Consider the following 21,471-nt stretch of genomic DNA (forward strand, 5'->3'; position numbering starts at 1 on the left):
TTACCTGCCGTTATTTAGTATTTCGTTATTTTACATTTACCTAATTCTATATCGGATTTCACTTTTTTATATTTGATATTATCAATTCTTTTTCCGTTTTGGTAAACTATGTTTATTTTCTCATTTCTACCAATTTTTTTGATTGAAGTAATTTTGCTTTCCTTTTTGTGATTTTCTGGCGTACAGTTAAATAAAAGGTTTTTTGGGTAACCTTCGTGTTCATAACGAACTTGTTTTCCTTCTCCTATTTGCATTTCTCTGAATAACTTAAATAGCTTATCTGCCTTTTCTTTGTCATAAAGTATTTTTCCGTTTTCTAAATCAAATGCTTCCGTTCCAAAAGAGCCTACAATTTGGTCAGTTGTAACTTCTTCTGATGTGTGGTCAAGTTCCGCATATTCGTCAAGAATAAATCGTGTCTCAACTCCGATTAAATTATAGCGTTCTAATATTAATTCATTTCGGATAGCTACATTCCAACCGTGCTTTTTTCGTTGGACACTTGGATACAATATTGCATCGAAATTTAATTCAGATACGACTGGATAAAATAGTTGGTCGGATGATATTTGTCCGCTAAATAAATAATCTCTTGGTCTATCTCGAGAAACACGAAGACTGTAAATTTCTTCAAAGAATTCTTCAAGTAAATAATAAACTTCGTGAAGTTTACTTTTAATTTCAGGGTTCTCGGTTACATCTTTTTTTACAATGAAAGAATTAACTTTTGTGTTCGGTTTTAATTCAAAATGAGAGACTGTTATTACATCTCCATTTTGCGGTTTGATTTCCCAATATGCTCCAGCTTCTGAAGTAGCACAGTATAAAACTTGTTGTTTTGGGATATTACACCTTCCAAAATTGCAGTATTCAATTGGTGGTGCTAATAATTGAGATATGTCTGTAAAATAACTTAACTCTTTACCTTGAGCTTCAAGAATTCTATTGTTGTTTGATATTCTGACAAGTCTATTTGGTGGTTCATCATTATGAGAACCAACTTTTAGTGTAAAAAACTTTGAAATTTCATTCCTTAAATTATCAAATTCCTCATCAGATAAGTCTTGTATTTTTCCAAAAAATGAACGAAAATAATTTAATTTTTCAATAATTTTTTCAATTGGGTGCAAATCAGGCTCTCCTAAATTATCTTTGTTCTTTGTTATTTTCTCTATCATTGGCAGATTTTTCTAATGGCAGGTAACGGTTAGTATATGAAAAGTAGGTGATTACTATACATAATCCTTTCGGTTAAGCACTCTATTTGCAACAAGTCAAAAGCTTTAATTTCAGTACTGTTTCGCCTATTTTTTATATACATTGTTAGCTGTTTTTATTCATTTCTACTTCTATTTCATTATAATTTTCGAATGTAAAAATATTTATTACCCTAATATCGTATTTACTTTCTTCAATTTCAATTTCTGCAGAAAGTAGTTTAGCATATTCTCTTGGAATATAACCTAATTCTTTGCCTTCATTATAAACTAAAATGGCATAAGGATCATATTCATTTTCTTCATGTCGTTTGTAAGTCAAATAGTCATTAATACTTACTAATTTAGAGTTATCACTCATTCTATCATTAAATGAGGTTCCGTTTATTTTAAAACTGAAAGATTCAGGTATTTCTCTGTAGCTATTAGGTGTTAATTTTAATGAAACATTTCTAATATTTTGCTTATCAAAATCTGAAAGAACAAACGTGTCAATTTCCAAACTAGTTAAGTTGGATAGCCAAACAATAAATTCCTTGCCTTCTAATTTATTTGACGAGTCATATAAAAACTTTGAAACTTCTCTTCCTTTGATACCAAGTGACCTACACAAGCAACTTGAAGGCTCATTCAATCCAAATTTTAAATAACTAGAGAGGCTTTTTATGTTTTCAGGAAGTTCATTAACCTTTTTATTGAGTTTAAATCCCAAAATAGATATGAAAGAAGATATTCCCCAAGGATATAAATAATATAAAGCCTTAGATACAAAAATGTGAAATTGTGCAATCTCCATTTCCTTTATTTGCCATTTTTCTAATATCTCATTAATTGATTTTCCAATTACCCAGTCTTCGATTGTGTCATAAAAATCAGAAGGTTTAATTACAAATTTGTCTAATTTATAATCATGCATTTCATCAATATCATTTTCTGACAATAATTTTAAAAAACTATTGATTATACTTAGATAATTATCTTCATTAACAAACTCCTTTAAAGAATCTTTGTTATTATCTATATATTCATCTATTACAAGGTTACTTTTAAGAGATAAACCTGTTGTTTTAAAAGTTTGTAATTGTTTAAATGTTGCTTTTACTTCAATTGATTTAAAAATTTTAGTAAACCCCTTTTTTAAGGGCTCAATATCGAAATCTCTTTTATCCAACTGTACTTTAAACAAGCTATTGCTAATTATTTTTTCAATAACTTCCTGGTAATCTGTCCCTATGATTTCTTCAGTCATTAAATCTAACAGATATGTTTCGGATAGAATTGATAATAAATCATCTTGCTTTGTTTCAGAGATTCTTCCATCTAAAAGTGCATCAGCTAAAGAAAAGAAGAGACTATTTGCATTTTCGATATTATCTTTATTAATAAACTCTTTATATTTTCTCCTGTCAGTAGGTGAATTTATTATAAATACTATATTACCTTCAGTTTCTTTTCCCGCTCTTCCAGCCCTTCCAACGATATTCCAGAAATCTCTTTTTTGAATATAAATATTTTCTTCAGTTTCAAGATTTCTTCCTATTTGAGTCTCGTAAAATATTAAGTTTTTTATAGGAAAATTTAAACCCTGACCTATCGTATTTGTAGAAAGTAATACAGTTAAAAGTCCTTTTCTAAAATCACTTTCGACAGCGTTTCTAACTTGTTCAGGCATGTCACCATAATGAATTCCAATTCCTAAATTTATAGATTGAGTTATATATGAATCGTTTCCATACCATATATCAGCGTAATAAGATGATTCCTTAGTCTCATTTTCAATAAACCTTGAGGGCCTTTGCTCTTTTTCAATATTTGATAATAATTTCAAAAAAGCTGTTGCAACGGATTTTATTCTTGGTACTTGAGCGCAAAAGACAAGTGTATTTCCTTCTTCAGAAAGTTTATAAGCCAATGTTGCAGCCGATTGAGGCTTATTATTTTTTAATGGAAAACGATTAGAGAATTCCTTTTCTACGATGAAAGAATATAATTTTGCTCCATATTTAATTTTAGTTTCTTCATCTTCTCTAATAACATTTTGAAATGTAATATTTCCTTTCTTTCCTTCCCATTCGAAATAGCTAATTAATTTTCTTGTAGGTTCCCATTCTTCATTTATTGGGCTCTCTTTATGTAAGAGTGACCTTAAAACATTTTCCTTTTTACCACTTAACCAAATGGCATATTCATTTGCGTTTTCACTTGGCATAACCGCAGAAATGAATAACGTCTTTAATTCAGGGATTTTTATTTTTAATCTAATTATTAAAAACTCTAATAATGTTGCTCTTGTGCTATAATCACCTATTATATGGCCTTCGTCTACAACCATAAATGAGATATCATTGAAGAAGTCTGGATTTAATCTAAGTAGCAAATCAATTTTTTCAGGTGTAGCAATTAATATATCTGTTTCTGATAATATTAAATCCTGAAATTCATCAACTTCATAACTACCTGATAAAGCAGAAACCGAATATCCCATTTTGGAAAAATATTTAGCTAACTCAATCTCTTTTTCACTAGTAAGCGCTCTAAAAGGAGCAATGTAAATACATTTCTTCTTTGGGTACTTTATCAAATATTTTAAAATTGATAATTCTGCTATAAAAGTCTTACCAGCACTTGTTGGCATTTGTATTACAAAATTTTCATCTTTTGCAATTAAACCACCTTCTATAGCTCTCAATTGCGAAGTCCATAATTCGAAAATTGATTTTCGTTTATCAATTTCCTTTATTCTATTATTAGCATAATAGTCATAAGCGAGTAGCTTAATGTATTTCCTCCAATTTTTACTACTTTCAATAAATTCATATTGATTAAGATTATTAAAGATTGAGCGATTTTCAAATAATACAACCCTTGTTTTTAATAAAAAAATCAGGTGTGATAAATACGTGTTACCAATGTTTAAAAAATACTTATACGCATCATCAAATTGGCTGATAAAGTTACTCTCATCTAGTTTTAAAATATAACTATACCAACTGCTAAGTGCTTTTTTAAATAATAAAAAACCTAAATCATCATTCTTATAAAGTTGAAGTTTACTTTGAGCTAAAGGTATTTTTTTTAATAAAATTAAAATTATTTGCTCAATAATTAGATTGTCGATTTCAACATTGATTAATTCAGCTTCAGATTTTAAAACTAAAGAATCTAATCTACTCGCAACACAAAATGCATTTGCTTGATAGCCAGATAGGTCATAGCATAATGCAGATTTCAACATCAAGTACTCTCTATCATATTTTTCATTAATGTCGCTTAAATCACTTAAATATTCATAAATCTCAGCACTTTCTTTTAAGCCTGAAATTGCGATTTTTCCATTTCCTTCATTATTAATCAACAAACAAGAATTGGAAGATAAAAACAATGCTCTATTATATAAAAAGCTTTCTTTATAGCTTCTCTTAAATTCAGCATTTAATTTCCAAGCAAAAATTTGATTTTTGTAATTACTTAATAAAGTATCTTTTAACAGTTCTTCAATGTCAGATTCAGTTTCTGTAATGTAGTCACTCTTACTTAGTATGTTTTCACTCATCTTTAAGAAGTTTTACTAATGCAGATTCTATATCATCCCAAGTATTTTGAACTAAATTTTGTAAATCTTCAATAAATATTAATGTTACTTTTAATGGATCTAATTGAGATGGTAGAACATTTAATTCATCAAGAATTTTCATGTCAAAATTGTCTTTGTCAATTATGAAAAACATTTCAAAATTACGTTTATAATTCTGTGGGTTTTTAACCATGTCTTTGAATTTTTTTGCTTCATCAAAATTTCTTTTTTCGAAAAATAATCTTTCAAAAAATTCTGCGATTGCTTCAGTGGGAGAGTTTTCGTCTTTTAATAAACTATTGTGTGCAACAACAGTTATATAAGACCTATTGGGAGATTTTCCTAACTTTTTCCTTGGGTCAAGCTTAGTTTTTATTTCATAATAATATAAATCAGTTATTGAGTCTCCTTTATTATATGCAAATAAATCAGTGCCAAATACAGCTTTATCTTTATTTACTTTCCATTGGAGTTTATTAATAGGGATTACCAATTTTTGAAAATACGCAACGATTAATGCTGATAAAATTTCTCCCCAATCTCCTTGTCTAACAGCTTTGTCAAAGTTAGAATTGTCTCCAGGAATTACTTGGTTCAAAACATAACTTCTAATTTCAGCTTCTGAAGATCCTTCTAGTTTATATTTATAAAAATCAATATTTCGATATGATGTAATTATCTGTTCTTGTAAATATTTTATCGTCTCGTTATCAGGTTTTGCTTTTTCACTTACATAAACAGACCTAAAAGAATAACTAGGAACCTGCTCGTTGTGTTCTAACCAATTGTTTATCATTTGTTATTCTATTTTTCTCTGTAAATATTTTAATAAATGTTTGTCATTTGCCATAGACCAAGCAATTCTTTGGTCTTCTAATGTAACTTCATAATTCTTTAAATAACCTTTTCCATAGATTCCGATTTCATTATCGATTTGTTCTTCTTCTATAGACTTTAATATTTCTCTAATTTTTTCACAAAGAAATAAATAACTTACAGCACTCTCTGCAATGTCTATTGTTTTTATATAGCTTATTATGTAACGATGTATTACTCTATTTCTCATATCGTAAAGTAAATTTAACTCGTTAAATATTTCTTCTGATATAATATTTAATGATTTTGCTTCTTTGTAAATAGTTCTTTCCATTATGCCTCTTTCATTTTCTTCTTGAAAAAGGTATTTAATTTGAATATTGTTGGTCTTTTCTTCTAATTGTTTTTTAAGCACAATAGAAATTCTTAGATAGGCATCAATTTGATTTGAAACGATTGCAATAATTTCTATATGAGATTTTGATTCTAACGCTCTTTCTCTTAAGTCATAAGAACTTGCTAACGAGCCGTTAAAATTATCATATTTGTTCAAGGCAATTGCATAGCTTCTGTCATCCACAGGTACTACTCTTAAACTCTCCAAAGCCTTTCTAGATTTTTTGACTAATTTTTTTACTTTAGAAGTTTTTCGGTCTTTTGCAGAATAAATACATTTAGCCATACAAAATTGGTCATCAACTTGAGCGTGCCATAAATACATATCAAACTCTTCATCATCCATTCTTGATTCTAACCAATTAATTTTAGAATCACTTTTTTGAATAGGGAAATTCGGATTGACACCTCTTTCTGATAAAGGATAGCAACTTAATTGAAAACATCCAGTAGAATTTTCATATTGTTCAAAACTGTATGGTGATTTTTCTTCAATATGTTCGAATACTGCATTTTTGTATTGCCAATTCACAGGAATATTTATAATGAAAATTCCGTTTGGTTCAGTCCAATGTTTTTCTGTCATATTCGGAATTTTCTCTAATTACAGCTAACGTTGTTTTGTATGGAAATTTGCGTTTAAAATGAACGGCATTTTTCCGCAGGAAAAATAGAGTTTATTAAAAAGTACAAACTTTTGATTAAGCCAAATTTAGCATTTTTTTATACAAGGTGTTAGCAAATGCGTGTTTTACTTTTCGTTCAGTATTTTTTTCCTTTTTCATACAATTCAAAATTGAAGATTAATTCACACAATTCGTTTTTTTTAATAATTTAAAATTTTTCAAAATTCTATAAATTTTCAAGAGTAGGAGAGAGCTTTGTCATTTTTGCTTTTCCAAAATATAAACCTTGAGTGATAATTCCACCATTTTGCTTTATATCACAATATTTGTTTTTCAACGTTTGAGTAAATTCCTTTTTTATTATAGATCTAAAATTTTTCAATTTTTAGAAATTTTGATTCGTAAGAAAGTGTTTCGTAATTTTATAATATTATTTTTTCAACATTTAATTTTCACAAACTATTGAAGTAAAATGATATTTACAAGAACTATTGCTTTTCTGGCGACTTTCAACCAGTTTTTGCTAACGTTGTTGTGTAAGGTTTGTTGCGTAAATTTAGCTAAAAATAACCAATAATTACAGACTTTTACGCTTGCGAGGTTTTTCGCCAGAAAAACCTTAAAAAGCAATAAATTTTACACGGTGTTGTGATGCGTTTTATTTCACTTTACTGATTCAAATATTTCATATAACTTTGACTTCAAAACTATAACATAATGAACTCAATAAATTTCAATGTCTTGTCAATCCTTAATGAAAATGAAATATTTCAAACAGAAGTAAATCAAATTCCTATTATATTTAGAGTTAATAAGGAGAAAATTGATTTTTCGGAATTTGAAAATTTAACAGATTACGAAAAAAGTAAAAGAACAATAATCATTGAAAAAGTCAATAATTTGGATTTATATAGAACATCTAAATTTAAAGAAGGTTTTGAAGATTTTTCATTGTTATTATCTTCTAAACTCTCTGATATTAAAAAGATATAATTCTTTTAAAACTTACCATCAGCATCATAAATGCTATTATAATGTAGGTTGTCATCATAAATTTCTATATATATCCCAGCAGGATACTTTTCTGAATTGTCGTAATGCAGTGTCATTCCAACCGAAATATCTTTGTCATACCAAGTATGAGTATATGCAACTATGTTAGCGCTGTAACTGGTTTCTTTTCCAAATTGTTGTCTTAAACCAATTAAAATCTTTTGTAAATCTTGTTTATATAGTTGATTATATTGAACAATGATTTTGGTTAAAGTATTTCCGCTAAATCCAAGATGGAGTTTGTCCCAAGTTTGATAAAAGACAGCTGAAGGCTTATTTGCAGTATAGGTGTAAAATGTTCTTTCATCGGTTAACCCTTTCCATTTACTTTGAAAGTCAAGTTGGTGAGAGTACGTGCTATAATTATCTCCAAAACTGAATTTTTTAAATCCATTTTTCTCTTTTAAAGCAAGTATGTTTCCTTGCGCTATTGTATAGGATAATGGAGATAGAAATATTAAAGTGAAAATGATAGTTTTAATTTTCATAAATTTTAATTATTTTTGGTTAATGCATCACAACTAGTTATATACAAGTAATTATTTGGCTTACTATTTAAACATATCGTGATAATAAAAGGTTTTGATTTTCATTATCATGCTTATTGATTTTCTATTTTACTTTCCCCATGAGTTCTTTGATTAAGAAATAGATTAAGTAAATTTTTACATTCTTTTTCAATAGCTGTTAAATTTACACAAAAAATCAGTTATAAAACAACTACAACTAGGTATATATAAATTTATTAAATTTTAACTCCTCGGATCTACCGCTACACTCATCTTTTTAGATTGAATTACATTCATACTACAAAATCCATAACGATTGGTAATTTTCCCATAACAACCATAAATCCCCATTCCGTTTACTGGATATTGATGTACAACATTTGTAAAATGTACTGCATCAAAGTAATGACCATCTTTATCAATAAAAGTACTCAGTCTCATTAATTTATTTTGAGACGTTTTGTTAAAGCGAGTAGTTACCAGTAAACCATAAATTAAAACATGCTGATTCTCAAAATCAATCATTTGTTTTGCTTTAATACTTGGCAGAAAAGGTTCAGTCACCAGTTTAAAATAATCATGCACAGTAAACCCTAATAATTCCATTTCATCATAGACTTTTTCTAACCAATGAGATTCTAGTTTTGGTAATTCATACTTTACTTGTTCTGTCTTAAAAAGCAGTTCTTGTTTTGTTTTTTGTTTCGTTGCCTTCAATTTAAAAATAGCTTGCCACAATAGTTGTTTTTTGGTTTTATGCGTAAAACGAAAAGCATCAATTCTAATTAAAATGGTTAGTTGTTCAATACTAATTACAACACGATCTATAAAATTTTCTAAAGACGTAAAATCCCCATACAATTGTCTTTCTGTTAACAATCTTTGAATTGTTAAATGCTCTAAACTTTTTAAATACCCAAAACCTAAATAAATAGTTTTATCTATAACAATGTTGGGGTGATTACTTTTATTGATACTGGGTAATGCAATAATTGCTCCTTGCATTTTTGCTTCATGGATATAATGTTCCGTTGAATAAAATCCACCTCCGTTATTTAAAACCGCCACCATAAATTCTATGGGGTAATAACATTTTAAAAACATACTTTGATAGCTTTCTACAGCATAAGAAGCTGAATGTCCTTTGGCAAAAGCATAGCCTGCAAAACTTTTAATTTGATTCCATACTTCAAAAATTAAAGCATCTTTATGCCCTTTTTTTCTACAGTTAGCAATAAACTTATCTTCTACAGCTTTAAACTCTGATAATGATCTGTATTTCCCACTCATTCCGCGTCTTAAAACATCCGCTTCACCCAATGTTAAGTCTGCAAACTTACTCGCCACCTTCATCACATCTTCTTGATAAACCATTACACCATAGGTTTCTGGCATAATTTCTAACAAAATAGGATTCGCTTCTTTCCTTTTTTCTGGAAAACGATGTCTTTTTATAAATTCATCTTTCATTCCTGATCCCGAAACGCCTGGTCTAATAATTGAACTTGCAGCCACTAATCCTAAATAATCTTGGGTTTGTAGTTTTTGCATCAATCCTCTCATTGCTGGAGATTCTACATAATAAGCACCAATGGCTCCACCTGACTTTAATAAATCATTGATTTTTTTATCTTTTTTAAAACTTTCTACATCCGTAATATCTATGGAAGGATCATTTGGTCTGTTTCTTTTTATAATTTCTAAGGCTTCTTTAATTTTTGCCAAACCTCGTTGTCCTAAAATATCAAACTTAAAAACACCTACATCATCTGCAATGTTCATGTCAAACTGAACTGTTGGAAATCCTTTTGGAGGTAAACTTGTTGCTGAATAATAATGTATTGGTTTATCTAAAATCAATATCCCTGCAGAATGGACACTTACATAATTCGGAAAACCCTCAATTAGTTTACCATATTTTAAAACCAACGTTGCAATACTATCCGTTTCTTGCTGTTTAATTCCCTTACTTAATTTATCTATTTCCTCTTTTGGCAATCCAAATACTTTTCCTAATTCTCTAATGACTGCTTTATACTTAAAAGTATTGTAGGTTGCTAAAAGTGCTGTGTTTTTAAAGCGTTTAAAAATATAGTTGGTAACATCTTCTCTATCTTTCCATGAAAAGTCAATATCAAAATCAGGTGGAGAAGCTCTAAAAGGATTGATAAAACGTTCAAAGTACAAATCTAATTCTACAGGATCTACATCTGTAATACCAATAATATAAGCAACAATACTATTGGTACCACTCCCCCTTCCTACATGAAAGTACCCTTTACTTTTTGCATAACTCACAATATCATAATTGATTAAAAAAAAGGAAACAAACTTTAAATCAATAATTACTTTCAATTCTTTCTCAAGTCGATCGTGTACTTTTTGAGTTGGATTTTTATAACGTTTATGTAAGTTGTTTTTACATAAATCTAATAACATATTGCAATCTTTTTCAAAACTATTGCAATACTTTTTAAGATTTTGGTTTTTTCTATCTTCGTGAAAGTCAAAAAACGTATTACAACCTTGCAATACTTTTTCTGTGTTTGTAATACTATTTGGAAACTCTTTATAAAACGTTAACAATTCTTTTCTTTCATGCATTACATCTGTTGTAATACATTGTTCTGTAGTAGGAAGTTTACTTAATAAAGTATTGTTATCTATGGCACGTAACAATCTGTGTGCGTTAAAATCTTTTTTATTTCGGATGGTAACCTGTTGTTGTATCACAATTCTATCTTCAAACTTCTTTAAATGAGAAAAACGGAGTTTATTAATTTCTGCAATAGAAACTCCAATAAATTCATTCTCTTTAAAAGTGGTCATGTTTAACTGCAATACTTTTTCAAATGGATAAACAATAAATGCATCTTCTAAATAACTAGGAGTATCTGGAATATCAGTTTTAGTTTCTAAAAAAGTAGATAAGTATTGATTGATATTTTGAAAACCAACATTACTTTTTGCGAGTGCTACAAATTGTTGGGAATTTCCATTTCTGAAATCAACACCAATTACAGGTTTAATGTTATACTTTTTAGCTTGTTGTATAAAATTCATACAAGCAGAAGTATTGTTGATATCTGTAAGCGCAATACTTTTGATATTGTTTTCTTTTGCGAGTTCTAGTAGTTCTATTTCCGAAAAAGTACCATAACGTAAGGAATAATAGGTATGACAGTTTAAATACATAAAGCAATCAATTATTGTTTTCTATGTGCAAGAACCAAAGGAGGTTCTCCATTAAAAGGATTGCTAAAACGACCAATAGATTTTGCTCCCATAGAAGCTGCTCTCATAATACTTTTATCTCCATATTTATTTCTAACAGTATCCATTGCATTGTATAAATCCAATAGTTGTTCTGTATCGTCAAACAAATTAATTTGGTAATTACCACTGACAATGTCAGATACTTTTACCCCCACCAATCGAATTAACAATCTTCGTTGATATAATTGTTTAAACAATTCTAAAACAGCAGGAATGATAATGTGATCTGCACTTGTATAGGGAATTTTTATTTGCTTGTTATACGTGTTAAAATCTGAATATCTAATTTTTACACTAATCACACCTGCTAACTTATCTCCTTTTCTCAATTGATAAGCTAAATTTTCTGCCATTGCAAAAATGGTTTCTTTTAACTTTATCATATCAATTGTATCTTTAGTGTAGGTTCTTTCTGTGGATAAAGATTTACGTTCGTGAAAAGCAATAATGGGTGGATTATCTATTCCGTTTGCACGTTTCCAAATAGTTTTTCCATTTTTCCCTAAAACGCTTATCATCATTTCTAAAGGCATTTCTTGAATTACTTTTATTTTTTCTACACCTAAATTCCTTAAAATTTGATACGTTTTTTCTCCAACTGATGGAATTTTACGAATTGATAATGGTGCCAGAAATTCTTTCTCAAATCCTGCATCAATCAATAATTGATTATTGGGTTTCGCTTCTCCTGTTGCAACTTTAGATACAATTTTATTTTGTGACATTCCAAAGGAAATAGGCAAACCACTTTCTTTTATAATTCGCTGACGTAATTCAGAAGCGTATTTATAACTCCCCAAAAAAGCATCCATTCCAGAAAGGTCTGCATAAAATTCATCAATACTCGCTTTTTCAAAAATGGGTACTTTTTCTTTGATGATTTCTGTAACAATATTTGAGTATTTAGAATAAATACTCGTATTTCCTCTAATAACAATTGCTTCAGGACATAACTTTCTAGCAATCTTCATTGACATGCCTGAATGCACGCCAAAAGTTCTCGTTTCATAACTACAAGCTGCTACAACTCCACGATCTCCTGTTCCTCCAACCAACAACGGTTTCTTTTGCAATCGACTATCAATCAATCGTTCACAAGAGACAAAAAAAGTGTCTAAATCGAGATGTAAAATATTTTTCTTCACACCACAAAATTAGCTACAAAAACAAACAATTATTGCTTACATTTGTAGTATTATGAAAATTATATCCAAAAACATACGTCATTTAAGAAGTTTAAAAGCGCTTTCACAAGAGCGTTTAGCTGATGATTTAAATGTAACAAGATCAAGAATAGGTTCTTATGAAGAGAATAGGTCTTCTCCAACCTTAGAGTTTTTAATAGATTTCTCCAATTATTTTAAAATACCTATTGATATTTTATTGAAAAATGATTTGACAAAAACAAAAGATATATCATTTATAGAAGTAGGAAGCAAACGTGTTTTATTTCCAATTACAGTTGATGACGAAAATGAAAATTTAATTGAAGTAGTTTCTGCTAAAACTTCTGCTGGTTATTTATTAGGGTATGATGATCCTGAATATATTGAGCAGTTAGAAAAAATAAAATTACCTTTTTTACCTACTGGTAAACACAGAGCATTTCCTATTAAAGGAGATTCCATGTTACCTATGAAAGATGGATCTTATGTGGTTGCTGAATTTGTAGAAAATATTACAGATGTTAAAAATGGAACGTCTTATATCATAGTCACTAAAAATGATGGTATGACCTACAAAAGAGTCTATAATCAAATTGAAGAGAAAGGAAGTTTACTTTTAAAACCTGATAACAGAGAATATCAGTCTTATGAAGTTCCTTTAGAGGAAGTTTTAGAACTATGGAAATTTACTTGTAGCATAAATACGCAAGAGTATGAAGAACATGAACTAAAATTGAGTAGTATTATGCAAATGTTTAATGGTTTAGGTGTTGAATTGAAACAATTAGAAAAATCTTTAAAAATGAGTTAAAAAAATCAATTTTAACCTTTAAGGAATAAAAATCTTAATTATATTTGAATAGAAATTATATATAAATCCGAGTACACGATTCAGTACACGATTTAGTTAAAATAAAGCATAAAAGCGTGAAATTAGGGTGTTTTGTTAAATTCATAACCCTGAGGTCACGGGTTCAAATCCCGTTCTCGCTACTATTTTAAATCAATAAAAAACAACAGTTTAGGTCTCTAAACTGTTTTTTTATGCAATCAATTTACCATTACCTTACCCTAACAACAGAAATTGAACACGATTTTGAACACGATTCTAAAGTTTTAAACCTTTTTTCTTCCCCAAAAATCTATACAGCAAAAGGAGATTTATCTAAGCGATGGTACATCTATTTTTCCTTCAGAAATCCAAAAACAGGGAAATTGGAACGAATGGCAAATGTATATGGTAAAGTAAACCAATACAAAACCAAAGAGAATAGAATGAGCATCTTGTCTTCTTATAGAAAAAACTTGTTGTTTTTACTAAAACAAGGCTTCAATCCTTTCATAGATAACTCCGAGTTGTATGAGCAGTTGAAAAATCACACTGTTGATATAGAACTAGAAGAAACTCTTAAAGAAGAAGCAATATCTCCATCAAAAATAAACGAATCTGTAAAAAATGCTGTAAAGGAAGCCCTAGATGAAAATATGATTACTTCACTTTTAGAAAATGTAATTCTAAAGGGAGACTTATCTAAAACAACCAAAAAACCTATAAAAAACAACCAAAAAGAAATTCACATAAAAGAACAAAATACTGGGAATAAGAATCAAGAAGAAATGTCTATTGTAAAAGCTTTTGACTTTGCTCTAAGCTTAAAAGAAAAGGCAGTAAGTAGTGGAACGATAAAAGATTATAAAAGAAAAGCAAAACTTTTTATTATTTGGATGGAAGAAACGCATCCAACCAAAAAGAATATAAGAGAAATTTCTAGAAAAGATTTATTAGATTATTTTAATGGAATTGTTTTAAAAACAAGCGCAAGAAATCGTAATAATTACAGAACAGAATTAGGAAGTATCTTCCAAGTATTAAAAAATAATGAATTGGTTGCTGAAAACTATATTCAATCAATTCCTGTATTAAAATCCAAAACAGAAAGAAATAAGGTTTACACATTAAAAGAGCAACAAAATATATTTGAATATTTAGAAAAACAAGATCAACTATTATTACTATTCATAAAATTCGTTTCTTATAGTTTCATTAGACCTATTGAGGTTTGTAGAATAAGAATTAAGGACATTAATTTAGAAACTAAAACCGTTCAATTTAAGGCTAAGAATAGCCCTTTAAAAACAAAAATTATTCCTAGTATTTTATTTGATGAATTACCAGATTTATCAAAGTTAGATAAGGAATCCTTTTTATTTACTCCAGAAGCAATTGGAGCTTTCTGGGATGCAAATGAAACTAATAGAAGAGATCATTTTTCTAAAAGATTTAGAAAAGTTGTAAAAGACCATTTTAAATTGAATAAAGATTATGGAATTTATAGTTTTAGACATACCTTTATCTCAAAATTATATAGAAAACTGAGAGAAAATGCTTCTCCTTTTGAAGCTAAGAGTAATTTAATGCTGATTACAGGACATAAATCAATGAGTGCATTGGAAAAATATTTAAGAGAAATTGATGCAGAGTTGCCAGAAGATTACTCAAAATTATTTAAGTAAAAAATGAGTAAAGAAACTAGAAAAGTAAATGTAATTTATCAGGAGTTTAGAAAGAGGGTATTTTACCCTCTTTTACTCAATTCCCCAAAATTCTATTTCGAACACTTAATTGAACAAGTACAAATCTAACAAATAGAATGGGTGTTTGATATTTTGATATTAGCAAGAAAGAAAATGGATATTGTTTTTATTGATGATAAAGATGAATCACAAGAAATTTTAAATAAACGGAGTCTTTTAAACGAAAACTTGTTTGATTTAGTAGACTGTCAAATAGAACTCAAAACTAATTAATTTTTCTTTTTCACCTAAAAAACTGCTATAACAATACCCAATATGTTACCTAATAATACTATTGCTTAGCTCGAACTCACGCTATTTAACAACTTTTTATAACTCCATAATAGTATAAAAATCAAGTGCAATTATTTTACATTGCCTATATTATGCGTTAATTATACGTAAAATTAACGCATAATTCAACTATAGATATGCTTAAATTCATAATTATTTTTAATAAAAATAAAGAGTATTATATAAAACAAAAATTTAAACTAAAGACTTTTCAAAGCATCTAACTCCACTCCTATCCCAAATAACATTAGTGTAATACAAGTTTGTAATACAAAACTTGATTTGTATTACAAGTATTTTATCAATCCTTTTAAAGTATCTCCTCCATATTTTGATAATGATTTTTCTTCGAAAAATCGAGATAATGTAACTAACTATAGTTTTACTCCCAATAAATACAAATCATTTGCTTACAACTTACCATACATTTAAATACAGAAGTATAATTTGATAATTAAGAAAAATATTTGAATTACCTAAAAAGGAAATTGATACACAAAGTTAAGACTTCTAAATAACAAAAAACGTTTTTCAATAGTACCGAAACTCCCTAAAATAAGGCTTTAAAACAAAAAAGTAACAGTTTAGCAAAAACAAAAAATAGTTAGTATTGCAAAATTAGTTTTAAATGGAAAATTAATTGAAGGATTCCCCAATTACCTCAATGTTCATTCAGCAGGAATTTTAATTTTAGAAAAAACCGATTCTTCAGTATACTACAACGAATCTTACATCAAAAGGATATTCTACTATTCAACTTGATTTGAATATTGCTGATGATGTAGATGTTTTTAAGTTTGATATTATACGGCAACATGGTTTTACTAAAGTTAAAAAAACTCTTGAAATTATAAAAAATAAACCCAGTAATTTTTCAATTGGTATTAAAGATGTAGAATAATTTAAAACTAAAAGACATTGTGTATACCTTTACATTACACTCGAATCAAAAATCGACGAATTAAATCTATTAAAGCACAAAGCTACATACCTCTTATTTAGTTTATTTTCACTACATTAGATAATTATTTAGCTATGAAATCTATTATTTTACTTCCTAACATTCATAAGGGTTCAAATATTGTTATGATTAATTTTCCTTTTGATCAGGAAATAAAAAATCATTTAAAATTATTACCCGAGGTACAATGGAGCCAAAATTTGAAATCTTTCTACATTAAAGATTCTTCAAGTAATAGGAGTTTATTATATAACCATATTCGACTAAAAAAATGGTTTGTTAATTATGAAAAACTTAAAAAAAAAGTTATACCTCCGTCAGAAGAAATCTACAAATTGGTCTTACCTGCTTTATCTATCGACTTAACTTCAGAATTAAAAAAGTTTAAAAGATGGTTGCAACAAAAAAGATTAAGTGAGAATACTGTTAATACTTATGTGGAAGTAACTGCATATTTTCTTCGTTATGGATTACTAAAAAAAAATGAAGATTATTCAATAAAATTAATTGAACAGTTTAACTATGACTTTATATTTAGAGCAAACAGATCCGTATCATATCAAAATCAATGTATTAATGGAATCAAAAAATTTCTTTTTTTTAAAGGTATAGAAATTAATTTATTAAATATTGAAAGACCTAAGAAAGAAAAGAAATTACCAGCAGTTTTAAGTGTTGCAGAAATTAAAGCCATATTTAATAATCTTACAAATCTAAAGCATAAAACATTATTAAGTCTTCTTTATTCTGGTGGACTCAGAATTGGGGAAGCATTAAATTTAAAAGTTGATGATATTGATAGCAAAAGAATGTTAATTCATATTAAGCAAGCTAAGGGGAAAAAAGACAGGTATACTTTGCTCTCGTATTCTTTTTTAATACTTCTTAGAGAGTACTATTTAGCTTATAAACCTAAAATTTTTCTTTTTGAAGGGCAAAATGGACATAAATACAGTGGTGCCAGTGCTCAAGCTGTGTTAAAAAAAGCATTGAAAAATACTAAAATTACAAAAAAGGTTACATTACATACTTTAAGACACTCTTTTGCAACACATTTATTAGAAAATGGAACAGATATTAGGTATATACAAGAATTATTAGGTCATAGTAGCCCAAAAACTACAATGATATATACTCATGTTACAAAAACTAGTCTTAAAAATATTAAAAATCCTTTTGATGAATTGTAGGAATAAATTACTTTTAAAGAATCATATTCAATGTATAAATATAATCATAAAACTTCAGCATATAAACCCAATTAAGAGATATATACTGATATAACATAAGCATATAAACAAGTTGGCAATAATTATGAAGAAAACACTACTACTGTTCATATTTACAACACTATTTATCTCTTGTAATAAAGAGAATGAAAAATCTGATTTTATTGGAAATTGGAGTTCAATTTCAGATGAAAACTTTGAGTTTGATATCGATATTGAATTTTTTAAAGATTCTATGGTGATTGACAACCCTTTAATTTATGGAACATATTCCAATAAATGGAAAGTTATAGATGATAAAATTGAACAAACTTTATTACGAGGAAACTCTGATTTAAATTATAAAAATACGAATTATTATAAATTTAATTCAACTAAAGACACCCTGTTTATTAAGAATGAACGCGATTCAATTCATTACTTTAAATTTGCGAAAATTACAAATGGATTTGAATATTTTGAGAATAAAATAGGACTTAAAATAGAATTAGACAAAGTATCTAATGGTTTAATTTCAGCAGGAAATAATGACTATAATTTTAATATCTATTTAACTTTAAAAAATAATAAAGTAATTGCAAAAACCGACTATTCAAACAATCTGAATAATCTGGCATATCAATTATTGAATTTTAAATCTAAAATTTATGAAAAAGGTTTAGATAAAATTAAATATGTTCTTTTTATAGATAAAAAGGTATCAAATAAAAAAATTGATTCTATCAAATCTTTATTTATAAAGGAAATTGTGGAAAAGACTTTTATTGTAAAAAACTACAAAGAGAATAAGTGGAATGAACAAATTAACTGGTTAGGAATTTATGAAAATTAACTATTGCCAACACCGTGTAAAAAAAATTGCTGGTAAAATCCCACTTACGAAAATCCTTGCAGATTTTCTTGGTTCGTGTTTTATTTACTAACTTTAGTGCTTGAAACACGCAACTTTTCTTACACAACAACGTTGCCAACAAGCTAAAAAAACCGAACTAATTACCAAATTGGTAACTTTTTTATTATATTTGCGTCAAACAATTATAATGTGAGAGTAATCGCAAAACGAACTTTACGAGATTTTTGGGAAAAACACGCTGATTGTGAAGAACAATTAAAATCGTGGTATAGAGAAACTGAAAAATCCGAATGGAAAAATATTAACGAATTAAAAAGTGAATATCCGAGTGCTAGTATTTTAAAAGACAATCGAATTGTTTACAATATAAAAGGTAATAATTATCGTTTGATTGTAAAATTTAATTTTGAATACGGAATATGCTGGATAAGGTTTATCGGAACTCACGCTGAATATGATAAAATTGACGCAAATAATATCTAATTATGAAAATATTACCAATTAGAAACGAAAAAGACTATCAAAACGCACTCAACAGACTTGAGGAAATTTTTGATGCAAAAAAAGGAACGGAAGATGGAGACGAATTGGAAATCTTGTCAATTTTGATTGATAGATATGAAAATGAACAATTCCCAATCGGAATGCCTGACCCAATCGAAGCAATTAAATTCCGAATGGAACAAATGGGAATGAAACAAAAGGATTTAGCAGAAGTTGTTGGATTTAAAAGTAGAGTTAGCGAAATTTTAAATAAAAAAAGAAAACTGACTCTAGATATGATTAGAAAACTCAACACTACTCTACATATTCCTACTGAAGTTTTAATTCAAGATTATTAATTGAAAAAAGCCAGTTGGCAACACCGTATATAATTTATTGCTGGCTTCTCGCCTACTTACGAAAGTCCTCGCGGACTTTCTTCGTCGGTAATTATTTACTAAATTAGTTGCTTAAACCACGCAACAAACCATATACAAACACGTTAGCTAACATTTGAACCAAACTATGAATAAAAACAAATTTCTAAATGAATTTTCTGAATTATCACCTACTTTGGAGAGATTCAAAACTAAGGTTGAAACATTAGTTCAAGATTTACTAGAAAATGAAAATATACAATATCACGTCATTGAAAGTAGAACTAAAACATTAAGTAGTTTTAAATCTAAATTAGAAACTAAAGGAGAGAAATATGATAACCCACTTGAGGAAATAATCGATTTAGTAGGATTAAGAGTTATTTTGTATTATTTAGAAGACGTTAGCAAAGTAAGAGATTTAATTGAAAAAGAGTTTAAGGTTATTCCTGAGCATAGTTCGGATAAAATAAAAAACCTTAAGCCTAATGAATTTGGTTATTTATCTGTTCATAGTGTTATAAAATTAGATACTAAAAGAGCAAAATTAACTGAATGGAAAAAATATAAGAATATCAGTGCTGAAATTCAAATCAGAACAGTATTACAACATTCTTGGGCTTCAATTTCTCATATTTTATTATATAAAAAAGAGGCTGATATTCCAAATGTGTTAAAGAGAAAATTGAATAGATTATCTGGTCTTCTAGAATTGGCTGATGAACAATTTCAAGAATTAAAAATTGAACAAGAATTAACTCTTAAGAAAATAAGTGAATCAATAACTAATTCGGAATTCGAAATTGATATAAATTCTAATTCTATAAAAAAATTCATAGAAAACACAAAAATAGAATCTCTTATTGAACATCAACTTGATTTATATAAAAGATTTGGTCATAATTATGAAAATGAAGCAGACGATATATCTCAAATAATTACTTTAACAAATACATTAGGATTTAAAACTATAAATGACCTTAATGAATGTATAGAAAATTCAGTTGAATTCATTAATCAATTTTTTATGAATTTTTACTCTGAAGATGAAGACGATTCTACTTTGGGTAGTATTGCGCACTTTTTAGCAGTAGTTTTAGCTGGAATTAATATTAGAGATGAAAATAAACTAGAAATGGATTTTTGGTCTGTTCCATATTGGCGAGAAATTAAAAACACAGTAAATAGAATTGAAAAAAACGTTAGCTAACACCGTGTAAAAAAAATTGCTTATTTTTAGCTTAACCAAAGTTAGTTGCATTTTTGTAAACTCCTATTTTCCTGCGGAAAATAGCCGTTCACTTTAAACGCAACTTTTCTTAACACAACAACGTTGTGCATAATATCGACAAACAGATCGCTGAATGAAAAAAACTATAATCTTAATCACAATATTTCTTCTAATCGGACTTAAAATCAATGCGCAAGAATTGACTTGTTCGGATTTTAAAATCGGAACTTTCTACATTCCAACAAGTGATGAAATGAAAAAATATAAAATTACTTCAAATGACAGTATAAGTGAAATGACAGCCGAAAGAGACCTAAATGTTAATCGTTATGTTGTTATCCGAGAAAAAAACTCTCAAACCGAATGGAAAAACGGAATCGGAAACGGAAACCCAACTTATGAAATTCTTGAATGGATTGATGATTGTACTTATCGATTAACTTACGACTCTTCCAAAGGAGAAATGGACGAAATGACTAAATGGGTAAACGAAAATAACGGAATTGTTGTTTCTAAAATTAAAATTGAAGGGAAATGTTTATTTTACGATGCAACAATGACAACGAATGAAGGACAAAAAATTTCACAAGAAGGACTTATTTGCGTAGAATAAATACTATGCACAACACCGTATAAAAATAATTGCGGTTTAGTGCTTAATCAAAGGTCGTTGCGTGTTTGTAACGTCTGATTTTCCTTCGGAAAATCCTCGCATACAAACCCGCAACTATTCTTATACATAAACGTTATGCAAAACTATAAAAGAGCATCTAGCAATAAATAAAAGCAGATATGAATACAAGATATAATATTAGTATTAATAGAGCATTAATAAT

General features: G+C 28.1%; 18 protein-coding genes. 10 read left to right on the forward strand and 8 right to left on the reverse strand.

Annotated features, from left to right (window positions below):
* Positions 1-14: 14 nt before the first annotated feature.
* The 5 genes from H0I29_RS00615 to H0I29_RS00635 all read right to left on the reverse strand — a co-directional run bounded on the left by H0I29_RS00615 (position 15) and on the right by H0I29_RS00635 (position 7,011).
* Positions 15-1,178, reverse strand: coding sequence for an RES domain-containing protein (locus H0I29_RS00615; RefSeq protein ID WP_218731061.1), 1,164 nt, complete (start codon positions 1,176-1,178; stop codon positions 15-17).
* A 145-nt stretch (positions 1,179-1,323) separates the two neighbouring features.
* Complete coding sequence (locus H0I29_RS00620; protein ID WP_218754051.1) at positions 1,324-4,770, reverse strand: DEAD/DEAH box helicase; 3,447 nt, start codon at positions 4,768-4,770, stop codon at positions 1,324-1,326.
* Entirely contained in the window at positions 4,763-5,587 is an 825-nt protein-coding gene (locus tag H0I29_RS00625) for a Hachiman antiphage defense system protein HamA (RefSeq protein ID WP_218731063.1), read from the reverse strand. Before H0I29_RS00625 ends, H0I29_RS00620 begins: the two co-directional genes overlap by 8 nt.
* Before the next feature lie 3 nt (positions 5,588-5,590).
* Complete coding sequence (locus H0I29_RS00630) at positions 5,591-6,589, reverse strand: hypothetical protein (RefSeq protein ID WP_218754052.1); 999 nt, start codon at positions 6,587-6,589, stop codon at positions 5,591-5,593.
* Between the two features lie 266 nt (positions 6,590-6,855).
* Positions 6,856-7,011 (reverse strand): hypothetical protein, encoded by a 156-nt coding sequence (locus tag H0I29_RS00635; protein WP_218754053.1) that lies wholly within the window; start codon positions 7,009-7,011, stop codon positions 6,856-6,858.
* Positions 7,012-7,346: 335 nt separating this feature from the next.
* On the opposite strand from H0I29_RS00635, the gene H0I29_RS00640 reads away from it, so the two are divergent.
* Entirely contained in the window at positions 7,347-7,622 is a 276-nt protein-coding gene (locus H0I29_RS00640) for a hypothetical protein (RefSeq protein WP_218731065.1), read from the forward strand.
* A 5-nt stretch (positions 7,623-7,627) separates the two neighbouring features.
* Here the strand turns inward: H0I29_RS00640 and H0I29_RS00645 are convergent, their stop codons facing one another.
* The 3 genes from H0I29_RS00645 to dinB form a co-directional block, all read right to left on the reverse strand.
* Positions 7,628-8,170 carry a hypothetical protein gene (locus tag H0I29_RS00645; RefSeq protein WP_218731066.1) on the reverse strand — a complete coding sequence of 181 codons (543 nt, stop codon included), beginning with the start codon at positions 8,168-8,170 and terminating at the stop codon, positions 7,628-7,630.
* Positions 8,171-8,434: 264 nt separating this feature from the next.
* A complete protein-coding gene (locus H0I29_RS00650; RefSeq protein ID WP_218754054.1) occupies positions 8,435-11,386 on the reverse strand; it encodes a DNA polymerase III subunit alpha in 2,952 nt (983 codons plus the stop codon).
* Positions 11,387-11,397: 11 nt separating this feature from the next.
* Positions 11,398-12,612 carry a DNA polymerase IV gene (dinB, locus tag H0I29_RS00655; protein ID WP_218754055.1) on the reverse strand — a complete coding sequence of 405 codons (1,215 nt, stop codon included), beginning with the start codon at positions 12,610-12,612 and terminating at the stop codon, positions 11,398-11,400.
* 52 nt (positions 12,613-12,664) lie between these two features.
* On the opposite strand from dinB, the gene H0I29_RS00660 reads away from it, so the two are divergent.
* From H0I29_RS00660 to H0I29_RS00700, 9 genes are all read left to right on the forward strand, one after another.
* Complete coding sequence (locus H0I29_RS00660) at positions 12,665-13,444, forward strand: LexA family transcriptional regulator (RefSeq protein WP_218754056.1); 780 nt, start codon at positions 12,665-12,667, stop codon at positions 13,442-13,444.
* Between the two features lie 233 nt (positions 13,445-13,677).
* Positions 13,678-15,147 carry a tyrosine-type recombinase/integrase gene (locus tag H0I29_RS00665; protein ID WP_218754057.1) on the forward strand — a complete coding sequence of 490 codons (1,470 nt, stop codon included), beginning with the start codon at positions 13,678-13,680 and terminating at the stop codon, positions 15,145-15,147.
* 636 nt (positions 15,148-15,783) lie between these two features.
* Positions 15,784-15,933 (forward strand): hypothetical protein, encoded by a 150-nt coding sequence (locus H0I29_RS18450; protein WP_218754058.1) that lies wholly within the window; start codon positions 15,784-15,786, stop codon positions 15,931-15,933.
* Positions 15,934-16,536: 603 nt separating this feature from the next.
* The gene (locus H0I29_RS00675; RefSeq protein WP_218754059.1) at positions 16,537-17,652 is read left to right on the forward strand and encodes a tyrosine-type recombinase/integrase; all 1,116 of its coding nucleotides are present in this window, start codon (positions 16,537-16,539) and stop codon (positions 17,650-17,652) included.
* A gap of 124 nt (positions 17,653-17,776) precedes the next feature.
* Positions 17,777-18,523, forward strand: a complete 747-nt coding sequence (locus H0I29_RS00680) for a hypothetical protein (RefSeq protein ID WP_218754060.1) — start codon at positions 17,777-17,779, stop codon at positions 18,521-18,523.
* Positions 18,524-18,733: 210 nt separating this feature from the next.
* Positions 18,734-19,027: a type II toxin-antitoxin system HigB family toxin gene (locus tag H0I29_RS00685; RefSeq protein ID WP_068449008.1), complete on the forward strand. Its 294-nt coding sequence runs from the start codon at positions 18,734-18,736 to the stop codon at positions 19,025-19,027.
* A 2-nt stretch (positions 19,028-19,029) separates the two neighbouring features.
* Positions 19,030-19,386: a type II toxin-antitoxin system HigA family antitoxin gene (locus H0I29_RS00690; RefSeq protein WP_068449010.1), complete on the forward strand. Its 357-nt coding sequence runs from the start codon at positions 19,030-19,032 to the stop codon at positions 19,384-19,386.
* Positions 19,387-19,552: 166 nt separating this feature from the next.
* Positions 19,553-20,614 (forward strand): GTP pyrophosphokinase family protein, encoded by a 1,062-nt coding sequence (locus tag H0I29_RS00695; protein WP_218754061.1) that lies wholly within the window; start codon positions 19,553-19,555, stop codon positions 20,612-20,614.
* A gap of 154 nt (positions 20,615-20,768) precedes the next feature.
* On the forward strand, positions 20,769-21,248 hold the full coding sequence (locus H0I29_RS00700) for a hypothetical protein (protein WP_218754062.1): 480 nt from the start codon (positions 20,769-20,771) through the stop codon (positions 21,246-21,248).
* Positions 21,249-21,471: the final 223 nt, after the last annotated feature.

Origin of the sequence: Polaribacter sp. R2A056_3_33, assembly GCF_019278485.1 — a bacterium.
Lineage (GTDB): Bacteria > Bacteroidota > Bacteroidia > Flavobacteriales > Flavobacteriaceae > Polaribacter.